The organism is Sphaerisporangium fuscum, assembly GCF_018531465.1.
GTDB classification, from domain to species: Bacteria; Actinomycetota; Actinomycetes; order Streptosporangiales; family Streptosporangiaceae; genus Sphaerisporangium; species Sphaerisporangium fuscum.
Genome location: NZ_JAHDTF010000060.1, coordinates 1 through 17663, shown reverse-complemented (window position 1 = coordinate 17663; position 17663 = coordinate 1). Strand labels below are relative to the sequence as shown.

Genomic DNA, 17663 nt, shown 5'->3' with positions numbered 1-17663 from the left:
GCCCGCCATCAGCACGCGAGCTGCCCTAGGGGCTGGCAACCCAACCCGGGCGGCCCAAGGGTATGGCCGCCCAGGTGGGAAACCGAAATCAGGCGCGCTCGGCGTGGTACAGGTCGATCCGCTCGAACGGGTCGATGTCCACGTTCTTCACGTTCTTCGAGTAGGCGCCGTTGGTCTGGTAGAAGTACACCGGGATGTACGGCAGCTCCTTGATGAGCATGTCGTCCGCCTGCTGGTAGAGCTTCAGGCTCTCGTCCAGCGTCGCCGCGGAGTCGCCCTTGATGAGCATCTCGTCGAAGGCCTTGTTGCTGTACTGCGAGTGGTTGGAGCTACCGCCGGTGGCGAAGACGGGACGCAGGTAGTCCTCGATGGACGGGTAGTCCATGATCCACGCCATGCGGAACGCACCCTGGATCTTCTTGTTGTGCAGGTCGTCCAGCACGAGCGCGAACTTCTCGAACGGCTTCACCGTGACCTCGACACCCAGGTTGGTGCGGAGGTTGTTGGCCACGGCCTCGACCCACTCCTTGTGGCCGCCGTCGGCGTTGTAGCTCAGCTCGACCGGGCCCTTGCCGCCGTTCTCGGTCCACAGCTGCTTGGCCTTGGCCGGGTCGTAGGTGCAGGCCTCGCCGCAGGCGCCCTGGCGGTAGCCGGCGACGATCGGGCTCACCATGTCGTCGGCCGGGACGCGGGTGCCGGAGAAGACGGTGTCGGTGATCGTCTTCCGGTCGATCGCCATGGAGATGGCCTTGCGCAGCTCCGGCTTCTTGGCGTACTCGGCGCCCTGGAGGTTGAAGCCGAAGTAGCCGACGCCCGACGACTCCTTCTCGATGTACCGGTCGCCGAACTCGGCCTTGGCGGAGCTCACGGACTCGGCGGGGAGCTGGTCCATGATGTCGAGGTTGCCGGCCTGGAGGTCACGGAAGGCGGTGGCCTGGTCGGTGTAGATCTTGAAGTCGAGGGCGTCGATCTTGGCCGCCCCCTCCTTGAACTGGTCGTCCCGGACGAGGCTGATCGTCTGGTCGGTGCCACGCTTCCACGGCTTGGACATCTTGAAGGGGCCGTTGCCGATCGGGTTCGACCCGAAGTCGGCCTTCAGCTTGCCCGAGCCGTCGAAGGCGGCCTTGGGCAGCGGGTAGAACGCCGTGTAGCCGAGCATGGTCGGGAAGCCCGAGAACTTGTGCGTGAGCTCCACCGTGAAGGTCTTCTCGTCGACGACCTTCAGACCTTCGAGGGTCTTGGCGCTGGGCTCGGGAGCGGTCTTCGGCCCCTCGCCGTCGGGGTCGGCGGGAGCGACCTTGTCGTAGCCCTTGACCGTGCTGAAGAACGAGCTCGACAGCTGCCCGTTGGGGCCGTAGGCGGTGTAGTTCCACGCGTCGACGAAGTTCTGGGCCGTGACGGGCTCACCGTTGTGGAACTTATAGCCGTCCTTGAGCTTGACGGTCCAGGTCTGCTGGTCCTGCGACTCAATGGATTCGGCGACCCGGTTGACCGGCTTCTTGTCCTTGTCGTAGTCGACCAGGCCGATGAACAAGTCGTTCAGCACCTCGGCGCCACTGGTCTCCGTGGTGTTGCCAGGAACCAGATCGTTCTGAGGCTCGGCGATGTACACGTTAACCGGGCGCGAGCCGCCCGAGCTGCTGGAGCCGGACGAGTCACCGCTGCCGCCGCCACATGCCGCGACCGCGAGCGCGAGCAACGCGGTCCCTGCGACGATCTGTGCGCCCTTGGTCACACGCATCGTGGTTTAATCCTCCCTCTAAGGTGGACACCGTTACTGAACGCTCATGCCGGAACGCGATCCAGGGGTTCACCCGTAATTCGCGGACATGGTCAATTCAGCCGGAAGCCCTGCCAGTCGACCGCGAGCATCCCTCACTACTCCTCACCACGGAGTCTCCGGTGTATTGCAGTTCGGTCACACGTGTCCGTCTCCGGCGTCACACGCATAACTGCTACGCGACCAACAATGCCTAGATAAGGCACAAATCATGACTAAGGTACACACGCCTCGACAGTGGTCGCACCATGAAGCGACCTTGAACTTCACCTCCCCACCCCGGCCTAGCTGCGACGATGTCCTGATGTAGCCTTGACCTGTCCCGGCCTTCCCAACCAACACGGTGATCGGTCGGCACCGCAGGCGTCACATTCACCCGTATCCAATAGAGTCCTTGCCATGAGTCAGCCGGAATCCGCCATCGCGGACTCCCGGGCGGGCGACCGGGCGGGCGGCTCCTTCCAGAACGGGAAGGAATCGCTGGCCGCGCTCGCCGAGCGCCACGGGTTGCGACGCGCCATCGCGCGTCCCAGTCTGCCCGTCTACCTGCGCCAACTGTGGGACAGGCGGCACTTCGTCGTCACGTACGCCACGTCGCGTAACGTCTCGAAGTACACCGACTCGGCGCTGGGTCAGCTATGGCAGGTACTGACGCCGCTCCTCAACGCCGCTGTCTACTTCCTCATGTTCGGTGTGATCATGGGGCAGAAGAAGGACCTCACGAACTACACCGCCTTCCTCATCACCGGCGTGTTCGTGTACTCCTACACCCAGCGGTCGGTCACCGGCGGCGCCAAGTCCGTCTCGGGCAACCTCTCGCTGATCCGCGCCCTCCACTTCCCCAGGGCCGCGCTCCCCCTGGCTTACACGATCCAGGAGTTCCAGCAGCTCGCCGTCTCGATGGGCGTGCTGTTCGTCATCGTGCTCGTCACGCACGAGCCGCTGACCTGGCTGTGGCTGCTGATCCCCTTCGCGCTGCTGCTGCAGACCGTCTTCAACGTCGGCATGAGCCTGCTGCTGGCCCGCGTCGGGGCCTTCGTCCGGGACATGAACCAGTTGCTGCCGTTCATCCTGCGCACCTGGCTTTACACCTCGGGCGTCTTCTACAGCATCCCGGCCCGCATGAAGGACCAACCCGAGTGGGCACGCTTCCTGCTCGAGTTCAACCCTCCTTCCGTCTTCATCGACCTGATGCGCCACCTGCTCCTCCAGACCTATCCAGAGGATCTGGCCAAGCACGACTTCCCGCACAGCAGCCTGCCGCAGCTGTGGCTGTACGCCGCCTTCTGGGCGGTCGTCGCCCTGATCGGCGGTTTCTGGTACTTCTGGCGCGCCGAGGAGAGGTACGGCCGTGGCTGAGCTGACCGAGGAGCTGTTCCAGATGGGTCGACCGCAGGAGCCGGCGCCCAGGCCGAGCGCCGCGCCGCCGCAGGGCGCCTCCAAGCACGGCGCCCCCACCGTCGTCGTCGACGACCTCCACATCGTCTACCGCGTGTACGGCGCGGCGAGCGCCGCCGAGAAGGGCAACGCCGCCAACGCCCTCATGCGCATCATCCGCCGCCAGGGCCGCCCCCAGATGAAGGAGGTCCACGCGGTCAAGGGCGTCTCCTTCGTCGCCCACCACGGCGACGCCATCGGCATCATCGGCCGCAACGGCTCCGGCAAGTCCACGCTGCTGCGGGCCATCGCGGGGCTGCTGCCCCCGCACAAGGGGGCGGTCTACACCGACGGCCAGCCCTCGCTGCTCGGCGTCAACGCCGCGCTGATGAAGGAGCTCACCGGCGAGCGCAACATCGTGCTCGGCTGCTACGCCATGGGCATGAGCCCGGCGCAGGTCAAGGAGAAGTACGACGAGATCGTCGAGTTCTCCGGCATCGGCGAGTTCGTGCAGTTCCCGATGTCGACCTACTCCTCGGGCATGGGCGCCCGGCTGCGTTTCGCCATCGCATCGGCCAAGACCCACGACGTCCTGCTCATCGACGAGGCGCTCGCCACCGGCGACCGCGACTTCAAGCGCAAGAGCCAGGAGCGCATCCAGCAGATGCGCCAGGAGGCCGGCACGGTCTTCCTCGTCGCCCACAACCTCGACGTCATCGAGGAGACCTGCAACCGGGTCATCTGGCTGCACAAGGGCAAGATCAAGATGGACGGCGACCCCACCACGGTCCTCGCCGCCTACAACTCCTGATCCCGTGAGGGGCGCCTCAGGCGGCGCCCCTCGCGAAGGGTGTCCCCGCGTCTGATCGGCGCGGTGCGGGGCAAGATGGGGGCGTCCGAAAACGTCCTTCCATCGGAGGTCCACTGTGGCCAAGCAGGCGCCGATCCCGTACGACCACCTGCCCGAGGTCCCCCGGCTGACCGTCGAGAGCGACGACGTCGCCGACGGTCAGCGGCTCTCTGACGACCATGTGTTCAACGACTGGGGGATGACGGGCGGCAACATCTCGCCCCATCTGCGCTGGTCCGGCGCCCCCGAGGGCACCAAGAGCTACGCCGTGACGTGCTTCGACCCCGACGCCCCCACCGGCAGCGGGTTCTGGCACTGGGTCCTGTTCGACATCCCCGCCGATGTGACGGAGCTGCCGAGGGGCGCCGGGTCCGGCGACAAGAAGGGCCTGCCCGAGGGGGCCGTGCACGGCCGTACCGACTACGGATCCCGTGAGTACGGCGGCGCCGCGCCGCCTCCCGGCACCCCGCACCGCTACCTGTTCGCCGTGCACGCGCTGAAGGTCGACAAGCTCGGCCTCGAAGGCGACACCCCGCCGGCCGTCGTCGGCTTCAACATCACGGCCAACACGCTCGCCCGTGGGTACATCGCCCCGGTGTACGAGACCTGAGCCGCCCGGCCGCATACCGTACAGAAGTCTGACGAGGTGAAAGGCGTAAGGCCTGGAGGCGCGGGGGGTTAGACCGTACAGAAGTCCGACACGCGCGGGCGAAACCGCTGACAGCGCGCACGGCGTTCCACTATGATTCGAACGTAGATTCGATCTGAGGGATACCGTGATGGAGTGGGGGTGCGGGGTGCGAGAGCTGGCGACCGCGATCGATCTCCTGTCCGCCGAAGACCCGTCGGACATTCCACGTGGCGTGCTGGCCGAGCAGCTCATCGAGCTGCACTGGCAGATGGCCCGCCTCCAGGCCCAGATCGCCCGCCGCACCTACGTGCGCGCTCCGGGCGCCTGACCTTCTGCACATATCGACGAACCGACCCGTTCCACATCCGTCCATGTTCGAACACCGGCCGACGCCTCAGCCGAGGCGTCGGCCGGCCCGTTCTCACCGTCCCGGTTCGGCCACGAGGGGCTCCACGGCGGGCGGCTCGAAGGGGAAGCGCTCGGCGAAGGCCGGGCGCAGATCGCTGACCCACACCGCGTCCGGGTCGTAGTGGGCGAAGAACGGCCGTCCCACCAGGGCCGGGTCACGGGCCTGGATCAGGTGCAGCACGAACACCCGCACCCCCGCCACCTCGGCCACCCCGTCGACGCACACCTTCCCCGGCGTCGACGACATCGACGGCCCGCGCACCGTACGGCACAGCCCCGACACCTGCGCGTAGGCGTCGCGGAAGATCTCGTGAGCCCGCGCGAGCGGCACCGCGAAGTAGTCCTGCGGACCGGTGTCGCGCTCGACGAACATGTAGTACGGCACCATGCCGAGCGCGTGCTGCGCACGCCACATCTCCGCCCACGTGTCCGGATGGTCGTTCACCGAGCGGATCAGCGGCGCCTGCGTGCGGATCACCGCACCGGTGTCGATGATCGCCCGCACGGCGGTCCGGACGAGTTCGGACCGCATCTCGGTCGGATGCGAGAAGTGCGCCATGAAGGCGAGGTTCTTGCCCGACTCCACCACCGAGGAGAACAGGCTCAGCACGTCGGCGGCGTCCGGGTCGGTCACGTAACGGGCGGGCCAGTAGGCCAGCGACTTGGTGCCGATGCGGATGGACTCGAGCTGCTCCAGTTCGAGCAGCGGCTCGACGTACCGCCGCAGCACCGGGCCGCTCATGATCATCGGGTCGCCGCCCGTGAGGAGGACACTGGTGACCTCCGGGTGCCGGCGCAGGTAGTGGACGAGACTCTGCGCGTCGTCGGAGGCCATCTTCAGGTCCGGCTCGCCGACGAACTGCGCCCAGCGGAAGCAGTAGGTGCAGTAGGCGTGACAGGTCTGGCCCTGCTTGGGGAAGAACAGCACGGTCTCGGGGTACTTGTGCTGCATGCCGGGGAGCCGTTGGCCACCGAGCGTCGGCATGTTCAGTTCCATCTGGCCGGCCGGGTGCGGGTTGAGCCTCGCCCGCACCTCCCGCACCACCTGCTGGAGCTCACCCGCGGGCGCCTCCTCCCCGATGAGCTTGGCGATGCGTGACACGTCCTCCTCGGGGAGCATGTCCTCCTGGGGAAAGACCAGCCGGTAGATGGGGTCGGCCGGGATGTCGGACCAGTCGATCAGCTCGTCGACGACGTAGGAATTGGTCCGAAAGGGCAGCACGGACGCCACCGCCCGGATGCGCAGCCGTGTCTCGGCGTCGAAGTCGGCCCGCCTGAGTAGATCGTCCAGATGTTTGGCCGTGTAGGCCCGGAACCCCCGCGTCCCTGCCTGTGTCAAGGTCACTCGAGATTTTCCTCTCTTTCTGGCTCGTCCGGTAAACCTGATGCTCCTGTCGTGCGTCTGTTGCTTTCCTAGACGGACGCGCCACCGCGCCGAGTCGGTTCCGTACGACCGAAAAGGCTAGGTAAAACCTTCCACATATCGCGACATATCTTGAGTTGGGCTACGCTGGGCGAGGTGAGCTCCCTTACGCCTTTCGAGTCGGGCGACACCGGCCAGCGCGCCTCAGACGCCGACCGCGACCACGTGGCCGCCGTCCTCGGCGAGGCCCTCGCCACCGGCCGCCTCACCAGCGTCGAACACGCCGACCGCCTGGAGGCCGCCTACTCCGCGGTCACCATCGGCGACCTGATCCCCCTCACCCGCGACCTGCCCGGCCTCGCGACCACCTCCGCGCCGGTGGCCACCACCGAGCAGCAGGCGATCACCGCGGTGTTCAGCAAGGTCATCCGTGGCGGCCGATGGGTGCCCGGGCGGCACACCGCCCTGCGCTCGACCTTCGGAGCCCTGATCGTCGACCTCACCGACGCGGTGCTGCCCGGGCGCGAGATCACCCTCGAACTCGACTCCTTCTGCGGCAAGCTCATCGTGCGCGTCCCCCAGAACGCACGGGTGATCGACGAGGGCAGCGCCGTCTTCTCCAAGCGCCACGTCTCGGGCGGCGACGAAGGGGGCGACCCCAACGGTCCCCTGATCCGCGTGACCGGCCGCGCGTTGTTCGGCAAGGTAGTGGTCTCACGGGGCGTCGCCGACTGGCACTGGCCCTGGCGCACGCACTAGTCCACGGGGCCACCTACGATGCGGGGCACAGACAGATTCCGCACGAGGTGACCGCTTGGACGGCATTCCGCCGATAGCCCTTGACGCCATGGGAGGCGACAACGCCCCTGGCGACATCGTGGCGGGAGCCGTACAGGCCGTGCGCGAGCACGGCGTGCCCGTCGTCCTCGTCGGCGCGCCCCGGGCGATCGCCGAGGAACTCTCCGCCCACGACGCGCTGGGCGAGATCCCCATCGTGCGCGCGGAGGAAGCTCTCTCGATGGACGAGGGCGCCCTCGCCAGCCTGCGCCGCCCCCGTTCCAGCATCGCGGTGGCGTGCCACCTCGTACGGCGGGGCGACGCCTCGGCCGTCGTGTCCGCCGGATCCACGGCCGGCGTGGTGGCCACCGGGAAACTGCGGCTGCGCGCCCAGCAGGGCGTGCTGCGCCCCGCCATCGCCGTCCCCCTGCCGACCCGGCCCCGCCCGACCGTGCTCCTGGACGCCGGCGCCACCGCCGACGTCAAACCCGAGATCCTCGTCCAGTTCGCCCACCTCGGCGTCGCCTACGCCGAGACCGCGCTCTCCATCGACCGTCCACGCGTCGGCCTGCTCACGATCGGCGGCGAGGCCGAGAAGGGCAACAAGCTGACCAAGCGCGCCCACGAGCTGCTGTCGGCCGTTCCCGGCATCGACTTCGCCGGCAACGTCGAGGGCCACGACCTGCTGAACCGCGTCGTCGACGTGATCGTCACCGACGGCTTCACCGGTAACGTCGCGCTCAAGACCATGGAAGGCTCCGTCCGGTACGCCTTCACCGAGCTCCGCGAGACGATCGAGTCGGGGCCGCTGGCGCGGTTAGGCGCCCTGCTCCAGCGACGCCGGCTGCGCGAGCTGCGCAGCCGGCTCGACCCGGAGGCGTACGGCGGCGCCGTGCTCCTCGGCCTGAACGGCACCGTCGTCATCGCCCACGGCTCCTCCAGCGGCAAGGGAGTGGCCGCCGCCTGCGCCCTGGCCGCCACCCTCGCCCGCCAGGGCACCGTCGCCCGCGTCGGCGAGCGCATCACCGCCACCCACAAGACCCATCGCCTCTGGTGACACGGCCCCGCGGGAAAGGCGATCTTTCGGGCGGAGCGGGTCGATATCAAATTCTGGCGGTCATGATCTGCGGATATCCTTGGGGGCATGACCGACCCGCAGCTCGTGCTCGCCGAGCGGGTCCAGCAGGCGCTGGGCACCGCCTTCGGTCAGGAGCACGCAGGCGCCGACCCGCTGATCCGGCCGTCCCAGTTCGCCGACTACCAGGCGAACGTCGCGCTGAGCCTGGCCAAGCGGCTGCGACGAGCGCCCCGCGAGGTCGCCCAAGCCATCGCCGACGCCCTCGACGCCGACGACGTCTTCGCCGGTGTCGAGGTCAGCGGCCCCGGCTTCCTCAACATCACCCTGCGCGACGACTGGATCGCCGCGCAGGCCCGGCAGACCCTCGACGACCCCCGCGGCGGCGTCGGGCTCACCACGCCGCCGCAGACCGTCGTCGTCGACTACTCCGCGCCCAACGCCGCCAAGGAGATGCACGTCGGGCACCTGCGCACCACCATCGTGGGCGACTCGCTGGTGCGCATGCTGGAGCACCTCGGCAACCACGTCGTCCGCCAGAACCACCTCGGTGACTGGGGCACCCAGTTCGGCATGCTGATCGAGTACCTGCTCGTCATCGGCGAGGCCAACGCCCTGGCCCGGCTCGAAGCCGGCGAGAACAACGAGTTCTACCAGGAGGCCCGGGCCAAGTTCGACTCCGACCCGGAGTTCAAGGAGCGCTCGCGCCGGCGCGTCTCCACCCTCCAGGGCGGAGACCCCGAGACCCTCCGGCTCTGGCACCTGTTCATGGACGCCACGATCCGCTACTTCAACAAGGTCTACGCCACCCTCGGCATCACGCTCACCGACGACCACATCGCCGGCGAGAGCATGTACAACCCCATGCTGGCCGAGACCTGCGACGACCTCGAGGCGTCCGGCGTGGCCGTGATCAGCGAGGGCGCGCTGTGCGTGTTCCCTCCCGGCTTCAAGGGCACCGACGACAAGCCGCTGCCCCTGATCATCCGTAAGAGCGACGGCGGGTACGGCTACGCCACCACCGACATGGCCGCCATGCGCTACCGCGTCCGCGATCTCAAGGCCGACCGCATCCTCTACGTCGTGGGCGCCGACCAGGCCCTCCACTTCCAGATGGTGTTCGCCGCCGCCCGCCAGGCGGGGTGGCTGACCGACGACGTCTCCGCCGAGCACATCCAGATCGGCATGATGCTCGGCTCCGACGGCCGCCGGTTCCGCACGCGCAGCGGGCAGTCCGTCAAGCTGACCGACCTCCTCGACGAGGCCGTCGAGCGGGCCTCGGCCGCGATCGCCGACCGCGGGTACGACGAGGCCACCCGCGCCGAGATCGCCCGCACCGTCGGCATCGGCGCGGTGAAGTACGCCGACCTGTCCGTCAGCCACGACAGCGAATACATCTTCGACTTCGACCGCATGCTGGCGTTCAACGGCAACACCGGGCCCTACATGCAGTACGCCACGGCCCGCATCCGCTCGATCTTCCGAAAGGGCGGCGTCGAGCCGTCGGAGGCCACGGGGCCCATCACGCTGGGCGAGCGGGCCGAGCGCGACCTCGCGCTCCAGCTGCTCGGCTTCGGCTCGGTGGTCGAGAACGCCGCGGCCGCCGCCGAGCCGCACCGCGTATGCGCCTACCTCTTCGAGACCGCGAGCGCGTTCACCACGTTCTACGAGAAGTGCCCCGTGCTCAAGGACGACGTCGACCCGGCCATGCGCGCCTCCCGTCTCGCGCTGTGCGCGCTGACCCTGCGTGTGCTGCAGACCGGCCTGAACCTCCTTGGCGTCCCGGTGCCCGACCGCATGTGATCCTTCCGGTCCGGCCGAGATCCACCCTCGGCCGGGCCAACTTCCTCGCCCCCTCGGCGTGCCGCCGCACACCGCGGGCCCGGAGTCACTAACCTGGGCGCGGTCATGGGAGTGTCCGCCGAACCCTCGCCTCCGGGGGCCTTCCGAACGGCTTCGGGGAGTTGCCCGCTTTGAGCATGGATCTGACCGCGAATCCCGAGCTTCCCGGGACCGCGGGCTCTGCCGACCCACAACGCGAAGCCGCGCCCGCCGAGGGCGACCTCCGCGACCACCCGGCCGGCGAAGGTGACCAGGCGGAGAGCGACGAGGTCCAGCAGGACGACGGCGCCGAGCTACGGCGGTACGCCGACACCCTGGTGACACGGCTCGCCGCGGACGGCACCGTGCCGCCGCCACCCGCCACGCTCGACGTTCCCGGGCTCTGGCTCGCCCCCGCGGTGGAGGCGCTGCTCGCGATCCTCTCCGGCGACGACGCCCTCGATCCGCTCGCCCGGGCCGCACAGCTCGACGAGACCGGAACCGCCCTGTTCCTGTGCCTGTCGCTCGCCGTCAGCGGCAACGGCGACCGCGTCCACGCCTCCTGGCTCGGCACCGCGTTCGGCGACCTCGCCACCGACCGGCCCGTCACCCCGGGGCAGCGGGCGCTGTGGACGGCCGCCGCCCGCGGCGCGTACGGGCCCGCCGGCAAGATCTTCGTCCTGCGCAAGCTCGACGCCGCGGCCGTCCCCTCGACCGCCGAGCCCGACCGGTGGCTGGGTGTCCTGGTCACCGACGACGAGCAGGATTCCGCCGTGTCACCCGCCCTCACGGCCGTGCCGTCCCTGGCGGAGGTGCCGGAGCTCGCCGAACCGGTGCGGGCGGCGGCCAGGCTGTCCCGCCTGGTCGAACGGGTCACCGAGATCACCTCCACCCGCACCTCGGTGACGCGTGGCCCCGGCACCCCCTGGGCCGACGCCGAGCCGCTGACCGCGCTCCGCTCGCTCGTCGGGGCGCAGGAGCCCGTCCCCGCCCGTCCCCTCACCGACCACCTTCTCGACGACCTCCGGCCCGGGTCCGACCCGCACCTGGCGGCCATCGCCTTCCACGTCGCCGCTCCCGTCGTACGCTCGGCCGCCGCCGAGCTCGTCACGGCCACCGAGGCCGCCCCGCCCGCCGAGATCACCGTGCCGATCCTGCGGCACCCTGTCACCCTTCGCCCCGAAGGCCCGGACGCGGGCTCTCTCACCGCCGCAGAGGCCGCCATCCGGGCCGAGGGCGCGTCACGGGGGGCGAGCGGGCGCTGGCTCGCCTACGTGCCGGCGCTGCTGCCCATCGTGGCGCTGGTCCTCGCCTTCACCGTCTCGGAGATGTTCGCCATCGCCGCCCTCCTCTTCGGAGGCCTCGCCGGCTACGTCCTGTGGCGCCGCAGCGCCCGTGAGGCGGACGAGGCGCGGCGGGTCGAGGCGGAGGTGGCCGAGCTGCACCGCCAGGCCGACGCGGCCGTGTGGGCCCTGCACGACTACGCCCGCGAGGCCGCCCAGCGCGAGGAGACCGCCGCCGAGAGCCTCACGGCTCTCACCCGCCTGCTCCGCCGAGGTCCCGCCGTCGCCGGCCAGCGTTCCTGAACAGAGAAGTGCCTTCGATCCCCTGAGGTTCGGCCGGCCCCCGCCGCAGGTCGAAGGCACCTCTCCTCTCAGCAGCAGTGCGCCATGCCGGCGGACGCGCACGGCGGCGGATACGCGCCTGTTGACTCGCCGACCCACTCTGCTCTGCCTGCCCTTCCCCGGCGTGTGGACGGCCGTTCGCCCGGCGCCGAACGGCCCCCCGCCGCGGCGCCCTGCCGGCGAGCGGCGGGGACGGCTCGCTAGGTCGTGGTGATCTCCACATCCGCCGGAGCCAGCAGGAAGACCTTGTCGGCGATGCGCTCGATGCGGCCCTCGCAGCCGTACGTCAAACCTGCGGCGAAGTCGACCATACGGGTCGCCTCGGCCAGGGGCATGCCCGCCACGTCCATGATGACGGCCTGGCCCTCCCTGAAGTGCTGCCCCACGATGAGCGCGTCGGAATACTTCCGCGGGCGGACCATGATGATCCGTGCGGGATCCCCACCCGACCCCCAGCGCCTGGCGGCCCGTTCCGACGCGGGCATCCACTCATCCTCGTACTCGTCATAGTCGTAGGGCTCGTCGTACTGATCCCCATCGCCCAGGCCAAGGTAACTCACCACCCTGCGCACTGCCCCCATCGGCTGTCCTTTCCGCGAGAACCGGCCACATTCGCCGTGCCCCGACACAAATGACCGTAACCGACGTGTCGCCTGGGGTGGCGCGACACGCCCATATGCTTTTGATTTTGCACGGGTTTCGCTACCGTTTCGACCGGTTATCTGGGGGTGGATAGGATCGAGGGCGTGCGCATCTTCACTGTCGATTCGTTCACCGATCAGCCCTTCAAGGGTAACCCGGCGGCCGTCTGCCTGCTGGAGACTCCGAGATCCGACGAGTGGATGCAGGCCCTGGCCAGCGAGATGCGTCACTCCGAGACGGCCTTCGTACTGGGGCAGGGCAAGGGTGCCCCTTACCTTCTACGGTGGTTCACCCCAGAAGCCGAAGTGGCATTGTGCGGCCACGCCACCCTGGCGTCCGCGCACGTCCTGTATTCGATCGGAGCCGCTTCCGGCTTGATCGACTTTTCCACGAAGAGTGGAATCCTGACGACCGAACAGCTTGATCACGGTCGTATTTCGATGGATTTCCCGTCATACCTGCCCGCTGAGATTTCTCCCCCCTCAACGCTCGGCGAGGCGCTCGGGGTTCCCGTGACCTGGGTCGGGATGGGACGCCTCGACCTCCTGGTCGAGGTCGAATCAGAGCAGGTGGTGCGCGATCTGACCCCCGACATCGACGCCTTCGCCGCGATCGAGGCGCGAGCCGTCTGCGTCACCGCCAGGGCGGCGGACCCTGCCGGTGGGGTCGACTACGTCTCCCGGTTCTTCGCCCCCCGCGTGGGCGTGCCGGAGGACCCCGTGACCGGATCCGCTCACTGCATGCTGGCGCCCTACTGGTCGGCCAAGCTGGGCAGCGACAGCCTCGTGGGGGCACAGCTGTCCAGGCGCGGCGGCATCGTCCACACCAGGGTCCACGGAGACCGTACGCAACTCAGCGGCCACGCCGTGACCATCTGGTCCGGCGAACTCCACGTCTGACCCGGACGAACCCCGGCTGAAGCGCCGGCTGTCAGCCCAGGGTGAGGGATTCACCCACGTTCAGGCGCGTGTATGCGGCCCCGGTGCCGGGTCCCTGCTCGCCGAGCAGGCCACCGACCATCGTGATGCCGATGTCGTTCAGGGCGCCGTCGTGGATGGCGAGGGCACGGCGGGGTGCCACCTCCCGCACGTAGTCGAGCAGGTGGCCGGCTGTCGACCAGGGGCCGTGTACCGGAAGCAGCAGGGTGTCGACCGCCTGGTCCTCAGGGACGGTGAGAGCGTCACCGGGGTGGAAGAGCAGGCCGTCGAGGAGGAAACCGATGTTGACGACGCGCGGGATGTCCCGGTGGATGACCGCATGCCAGGTGCCGTACACCTTCACATCGAAGCCGGCGGCGGTGAACCGGGCACCGTCTCCGACGGTGTGGACCCGGGGGCCGAGCCCCTCCAGTCGTCCGGCCAGCGAGCCGTTCGTCCAGATCTGCAGCTCCGGGTTGGTCTCCGCGGCGGCGCGCAGCGTGCTCTCGGAGAAGTGGTCGAAGTGCTCGTGTGTGACGAGGACGGCTGCGGCTCCCTCCAGCACCTCGGGATCGGTCAGCCCGCCCGGATCGATGACCAGACGGCGGCCGTCTCGCTGTACGCGGACACAGGCGTGGCCGAACTTGGTGAGTTCCACGACGTGCTCCTCGCTTCCGAGTTCATACAAACAGGTTGTACAACTTAATTGTATATTGCAGGAGAGGTGATGGCATGACGACCAGTGAGCAGCTCGCGGAAGACCTCCGCGCGGCGATCGGGCGGCTGGTGCGCACGACACGCGCCGTCGACACCCTCCCTCCCGGAGAGGCCGCGATCCTGGGGTACCTCGACCGCGAGGGGCCCCAGACCATCACCGACCTAGCCCGGCGGCGCCAGGTGAGTCACCAGTCCGCCGCCAAATCCGTCAAGGAGCTGACCACCCTCGGCCTGGTCCATGCCGCCCCGCACCCGACCGATGGGCGGATGCGAGTACTCGTACTCACCCCGGCAGGCCGGGCGCGCCTCGACGACGAGCGCCACCGGAGGGCGGACCGCCTCGGTCATGCCATCGAACACGCACTCACCCCCGCCGAGCGCGAAGAACTCCAACGCTGTGTCGGACTGCTCTCTCGTCTCTCCGCACTGCTGGAGAGTGGTTCGCCTTAAGCGCACCGCCTCCATGGGCGGCGAGTTCAGGCACGGGCGTGGGTCGTCCAGGTCGAGCCGGCGACGACCGGACACCACTGCCGGGTGTGCCGGACCTGGGACCAGCACCCCGGAGATGGATGCTGGTCCGCGCCGGTACGATCACGTGCGCCTGATGACGGCTTCGTCATAGACACTCCACTATGGGTGGATGAAGTGTGTCGTGGCGGTTGATGTCGGTGGGACGACGCTCAAGGGTGGGTTGATCACATCCGGCGGGACGATTCTCTACCGCGAACGCCGCCCCACCCCGCGCACAGAAGGACCGGAGCGGGTGATCGCGGCCATCTCCGCCTTCGTCGCCGACCTGACCCGGCCCCGCACGGTCGCCGGCATGTCCCTCCGCCCTCTGGCCGTGGGGCTGGCCGTCCCCGGACTGGTCAAGCCAGGGCTGGCCGTCTTCTCGGCCGCGTTCGGCTGGCGCGACGTGCCCGTCGACGCGTTCGCGGACGGGGAGCTGCCGGTGGCGCTAGGGCACGACGTGCGCTCGGCGGGTGAAGCGGAACTCGCCTACGGCGCGGACGCGGACGACGCGCTGTACCTGCCGATCGGGACCGGCATCGCCGGAGCGGTGGTCCTGTCGGGCTCCCTGTACGGCGGTACCTCCGGCTGGGCCGGGCAGATCGGGCACATCCCGGTGCATCCAGGCGGGCTGCCGTGCCCCTGCGGGCAACGGGGATGCCTGGCGGCCTACGCGTCGGCCGCCGGCATCGCGGCCCGCTGTGGCGAGGCCTCGGCCGAGGAGGTCGTACGCCGGGCCGCTTCGGGGGAGGTGGTGGCGGTCCGGGTATGGGACGAGGCCGTAGAGGCGCTCGCGCTGGCCCTGGCGACGTACACGATGGTGCTGGACCCCTCGGTGATCGTCATCGGCGGGGGACTGTCGCTGGCGGGCGACGCTCTGGTGACGCCACTGCGTGAGCGGCTCGCGGCGAGGCTCTCCTTCCGTCACTCACCCGAGGTGCGGGTCTCGGCGCTCGGGACGGACGCGGGGCTACTGGGGGCCGGACTGCTGGGCTGGCGAGCGGTGGGCGATCAGGGATGATCCGGCCAGGGGAGGCAGGGCTACGGGAAAGTCGACAACACCGAGTGGCATCGATCGCCCCCCTTCCTCTCCCTGCGCCCAGTTTCATCCTGTTCAGCCCTATTTCGTCCTGCTCCTTCTACTCCGTCCGCCGGAGTCGATGGCAGCCGCGCAGCACCAGCTGCCTCACGCCACTGCGCACGTCTGCCACCTTCCTCAGCGTTCCCTCCCGGCAGTAGGCCTCAGCCCCGCCCTTTACGACACCAACAAAGATCGTCACTAGCCCACCGACCCAACCGAACCCCAACCGGCGAATCCCCGAACCAGCCGAACCGGCCGGACCCCAACGAGCGGAAGCCCACCGAACCAGGTGAACGGACCAGACGATCGGACCACCCGGCCCGGCCAGGGCCCAGCCAGCGGGACGGGTCGGCGAACGCCCGGCACAGCGCCTCGGCGACGAGCCACCTAACCAAGTGAACCGACCAGACCACCCGCCGCCCGAGCCGGGTGAACACGCGAACCGACCGAACCAGGCCCGACCACCCCACCAGCCGAAGTCCCTCAAGCCGGGTGAGCCGGCCAATCCATCCGACCAGCCAAACCCGCCGGCTCGCCGAAACCGGCGGAATCGGACCGGACCGAACAGGCGGAACCGGACCGAACCGACCGAACAGGCCGGAACCAGTGGAACTGATCGGAGCCCGGACCGGCTGTACCTGTCTGAACTTGCAGACCTCGCAGACCCGCTGAAGGAGCCGGGGCCGGCAGGGTGACCGCCGGCGTCAGTGCGACTCCGCCCCTTTGGAGCCGATCTGTGGAACCGATCTGTGCGAATCGGTTCGTAGTGCATGGAATCCATCGAGGAGGTTGATCCATGCGGCGGTCACCTGCCGAGCGGAGTCTGGCTCAGCTACCGCTCACCGGCTCCGTACTGTCGCTCGTTCCCGCGGCGGGCTGTTCTGCCGAACCGGACTCCTCGGAGCTCCCCTGCTCAGAGGTTGCGTCGGGGTGAGCTGCGATGAACTGCTCGATGATCTCGTCCGGGATCTTCCCTCGAAGCGGGACGTCCAGCTCCTGCTCACGTGCCCATTCCCGAACGTCGGTAGCGGTGTAGCCCCGCAACCTCGGCGAGGAGTCTGCGCCCTTCTTCGACCGCGACGCCTGCTTCACCTCCCGAGAGCTCTCCAGAACCCTCTCGATGAACGCGAGAGCCTCGTTCAGTCGCTTCTGGTTGGCGTCGGACAGGTCGATGGCGAAGGTCCGGTTCAGCAGCGGGAATTCCCGTCTCGCCACATCATCGCCCTCGGAGTGGTCGAGGTCGTCAACCAGTATTACCTTCTGCGCCACGTGCAGCCCTTTCCGGGTTGATCTCAGTGTTTCTGAACCGTGGCATCCTACTGGCGGCCCGCCTCTGATCACGTCATCGATCCGCTTTCTACCGCGGCGCGGCGTTCCACCGGGGACGCGCACGACGGCCAGAGGTCGTCGACAGCCACCAGGCCCTGGGACATCACTGAACCATGACCGCATGTCCCCCAACGCTCCCCCGGGTCTCCCCCCAGCCCAGTGAGGCCCTACGCCGCTCTCAAAGACCCGGGAACAGAAGCGGGGCCGCCAACAACGTGGGCGACCCCCTCAATGGATACCGTGAGCACCGTAGCGGCCCTCCTGCCCACCACTCTCCAGGGAGCGACGGAAGCGGCGAGCCGCGGACGGCACCGCCGCCCAGGAGAACCGTGAGCAGCGCCAGATGCCGGCCTACGCGGGTGGGGAACAGCCGGGACCTAACGGCGAAGGCCGGCACGCACGCGTGATGGACGCCTTCTCGCTTCGGCTGCAGAAAGCAGCAGGGGCTACCCGTCCCCCTGACACAGCACGCATACCGCTGACACAGCACGCATACCGCCGGTCGTCAACGACGACCAGGGCCAGCCCTCCACATGGAATTCCACCACGCCCCGGGCACACGCCGGGCCCCTAATCTAGCCGTAGAACGCAGAAAACAGTAAGGGCCACCCGCTTGGCGGGTGGCCCTTACCGTATGAAAAATTTGTCCGGCGGCGTCCTACTCTCCCACACCGTCCCCGGTGCAGTACCATCGGCGCTGGAAAGCTTAACTTCCGGGTTCGGAATGTAACCGGGTGTTTCCCTTCCGCTATAACCGCCG

The 17663-nt window shown here is 68.7% G+C and carries 16 protein-coding genes and 1 rRNA gene; 11 read left to right on the top strand and 6 right to left on the bottom strand.

Annotated elements, in window-relative coordinates:
* Nucleotides 1-88: 88 nt before the first annotated feature.
* Entirely contained in the window at nucleotides 89-1741 is a 1653-nt protein-coding gene (locus tag KIK05_RS45095) for a peptide ABC transporter substrate-binding protein (protein WP_214417090.1), read from the bottom strand.
* 438 nt (nucleotides 1742-2179) lie between these two features.
* Here KIK05_RS45095 and KIK05_RS45090 point away from each other — a divergent pair, with 438 nt between their 5' ends.
* The 4 genes from KIK05_RS45090 to KIK05_RS45075 all read left to right on the top strand — a co-directional run bounded on the left by KIK05_RS45090 (nucleotide 2180) and on the right by KIK05_RS45075 (nucleotide 4966).
* Nucleotides 2180-3139: an ABC transporter permease gene (locus KIK05_RS45090; protein ID WP_214417089.1), complete on the top strand. Its 960-nt coding sequence runs from the start codon at nucleotides 2180-2182 to the stop codon at nucleotides 3137-3139.
* Entirely contained in the window at nucleotides 3132-3968 is an 837-nt protein-coding gene (locus tag KIK05_RS45085) for an ABC transporter ATP-binding protein (protein ID WP_308250423.1), read from the top strand. Before KIK05_RS45090 ends, KIK05_RS45085 begins: the two co-directional genes overlap by 8 nt.
* Nucleotides 3969-4083: 115 nt before the next feature.
* Entirely contained in the window at nucleotides 4084-4617 is a 534-nt protein-coding gene (locus KIK05_RS45080) for a YbhB/YbcL family Raf kinase inhibitor-like protein (RefSeq protein ID WP_214417088.1), read from the top strand.
* A gap of 169 nt (nucleotides 4618-4786) precedes the next feature.
* Complete coding sequence (locus tag KIK05_RS45075; RefSeq protein WP_214417087.1) at nucleotides 4787-4966, top strand: hypothetical protein; 180 nt, start codon at nucleotides 4787-4789, stop codon at nucleotides 4964-4966.
* Between the two features lie 93 nt (nucleotides 4967-5059).
* Here KIK05_RS45075 and KIK05_RS45070 read toward each other — a convergent pair whose 3' ends face one another.
* Entirely contained in the window at nucleotides 5060-6391 is a 1332-nt protein-coding gene (locus KIK05_RS45070) for a KamA family radical SAM protein (protein ID WP_214417086.1), read from the bottom strand.
* Between the two features lie 174 nt (nucleotides 6392-6565).
* Between KIK05_RS45070 and KIK05_RS45065 the strand changes: the two genes are divergently transcribed.
* From KIK05_RS45065 to KIK05_RS45050, 4 genes are all read left to right on the top strand, one after another.
* Complete coding sequence (locus tag KIK05_RS45065; RefSeq protein WP_214417085.1) at nucleotides 6566-7168, top strand: DUF1707 SHOCT-like domain-containing protein; 603 nt, start codon at nucleotides 6566-6568, stop codon at nucleotides 7166-7168.
* Nucleotides 7169-7223: 55 nt separating this feature from the next.
* A complete protein-coding gene (gene plsX, locus KIK05_RS45060; protein WP_284681631.1) occupies nucleotides 7224-8243 on the top strand; it encodes a phosphate acyltransferase PlsX in 1020 nt (339 codons plus the stop codon).
* A gap of 87 nt (nucleotides 8244-8330) precedes the next feature.
* On the top strand, nucleotides 8331-10064 hold the full coding sequence (gene argS / locus KIK05_RS45055) for an arginine--tRNA ligase (protein WP_214417084.1): 1734 nt from the start codon (nucleotides 8331-8333) through the stop codon (nucleotides 10062-10064).
* A gap of 176 nt (nucleotides 10065-10240) precedes the next feature.
* Nucleotides 10241-11668, top strand: a complete 1428-nt coding sequence (locus KIK05_RS45050; protein ID WP_250564529.1) for a hypothetical protein — start codon at nucleotides 10241-10243, stop codon at nucleotides 11666-11668.
* A gap of 239 nt (nucleotides 11669-11907) precedes the next feature.
* Here the strand turns inward: KIK05_RS45050 and KIK05_RS45045 are convergent, their stop codons facing one another.
* A complete protein-coding gene (locus KIK05_RS45045) occupies nucleotides 11908-12288 on the bottom strand; it encodes a cell division protein SepF (protein ID WP_214417083.1) in 381 nt (126 codons plus the stop codon).
* Between the two features lie 165 nt (nucleotides 12289-12453).
* Here KIK05_RS45045 and KIK05_RS45040 point away from each other — a divergent pair, with 165 nt between their 5' ends.
* A complete protein-coding gene (locus tag KIK05_RS45040; protein ID WP_308250422.1) occupies nucleotides 12454-13248 on the top strand; it encodes a PhzF family phenazine biosynthesis protein in 795 nt (264 codons plus the stop codon).
* Nucleotides 13249-13279: 31 nt separating this feature from the next.
* On the opposite strand, the gene KIK05_RS45035 is transcribed toward KIK05_RS45040, so the two are convergent.
* On the bottom strand, nucleotides 13280-13924 hold the full coding sequence (locus KIK05_RS45035) for an MBL fold metallo-hydrolase (protein ID WP_214417082.1): 645 nt from the start codon (nucleotides 13922-13924) through the stop codon (nucleotides 13280-13282).
* 74 nt (nucleotides 13925-13998) lie between these two features.
* On the opposite strand from KIK05_RS45035, the gene KIK05_RS45030 reads away from it, so the two are divergent.
* Both KIK05_RS45030 and KIK05_RS45025 read left to right on the top strand, forming a co-directional pair.
* On the top strand, nucleotides 13999-14433 hold the full coding sequence (locus KIK05_RS45030) for a MarR family winged helix-turn-helix transcriptional regulator (protein WP_214417081.1): 435 nt from the start codon (nucleotides 13999-14001) through the stop codon (nucleotides 14431-14433).
* Nucleotides 14434-14635: 202 nt separating this feature from the next.
* Entirely contained in the window at nucleotides 14636-15514 is an 879-nt protein-coding gene (locus KIK05_RS45025; RefSeq protein WP_308250421.1) for an ROK family protein, read from the top strand.
* A gap of 888 nt (nucleotides 15515-16402) precedes the next feature.
* Here KIK05_RS45025 and KIK05_RS45020 read toward each other — a convergent pair.
* Both KIK05_RS45020 and rrf read right to left on the bottom strand, forming a co-directional pair.
* Nucleotides 16403-16843, bottom strand: a complete 441-nt coding sequence (locus tag KIK05_RS45020; RefSeq protein ID WP_214417079.1) for a histone-like nucleoid-structuring protein Lsr2 — start codon at nucleotides 16841-16843, stop codon at nucleotides 16403-16405.
* Nucleotides 16844-17548: 705 nt separating this feature from the next.
* Nucleotides 17549-17663: ribosomal RNA gene (gene rrf, locus KIK05_RS45015) — 5S ribosomal RNA — on the bottom strand; the annotation flags it as partial.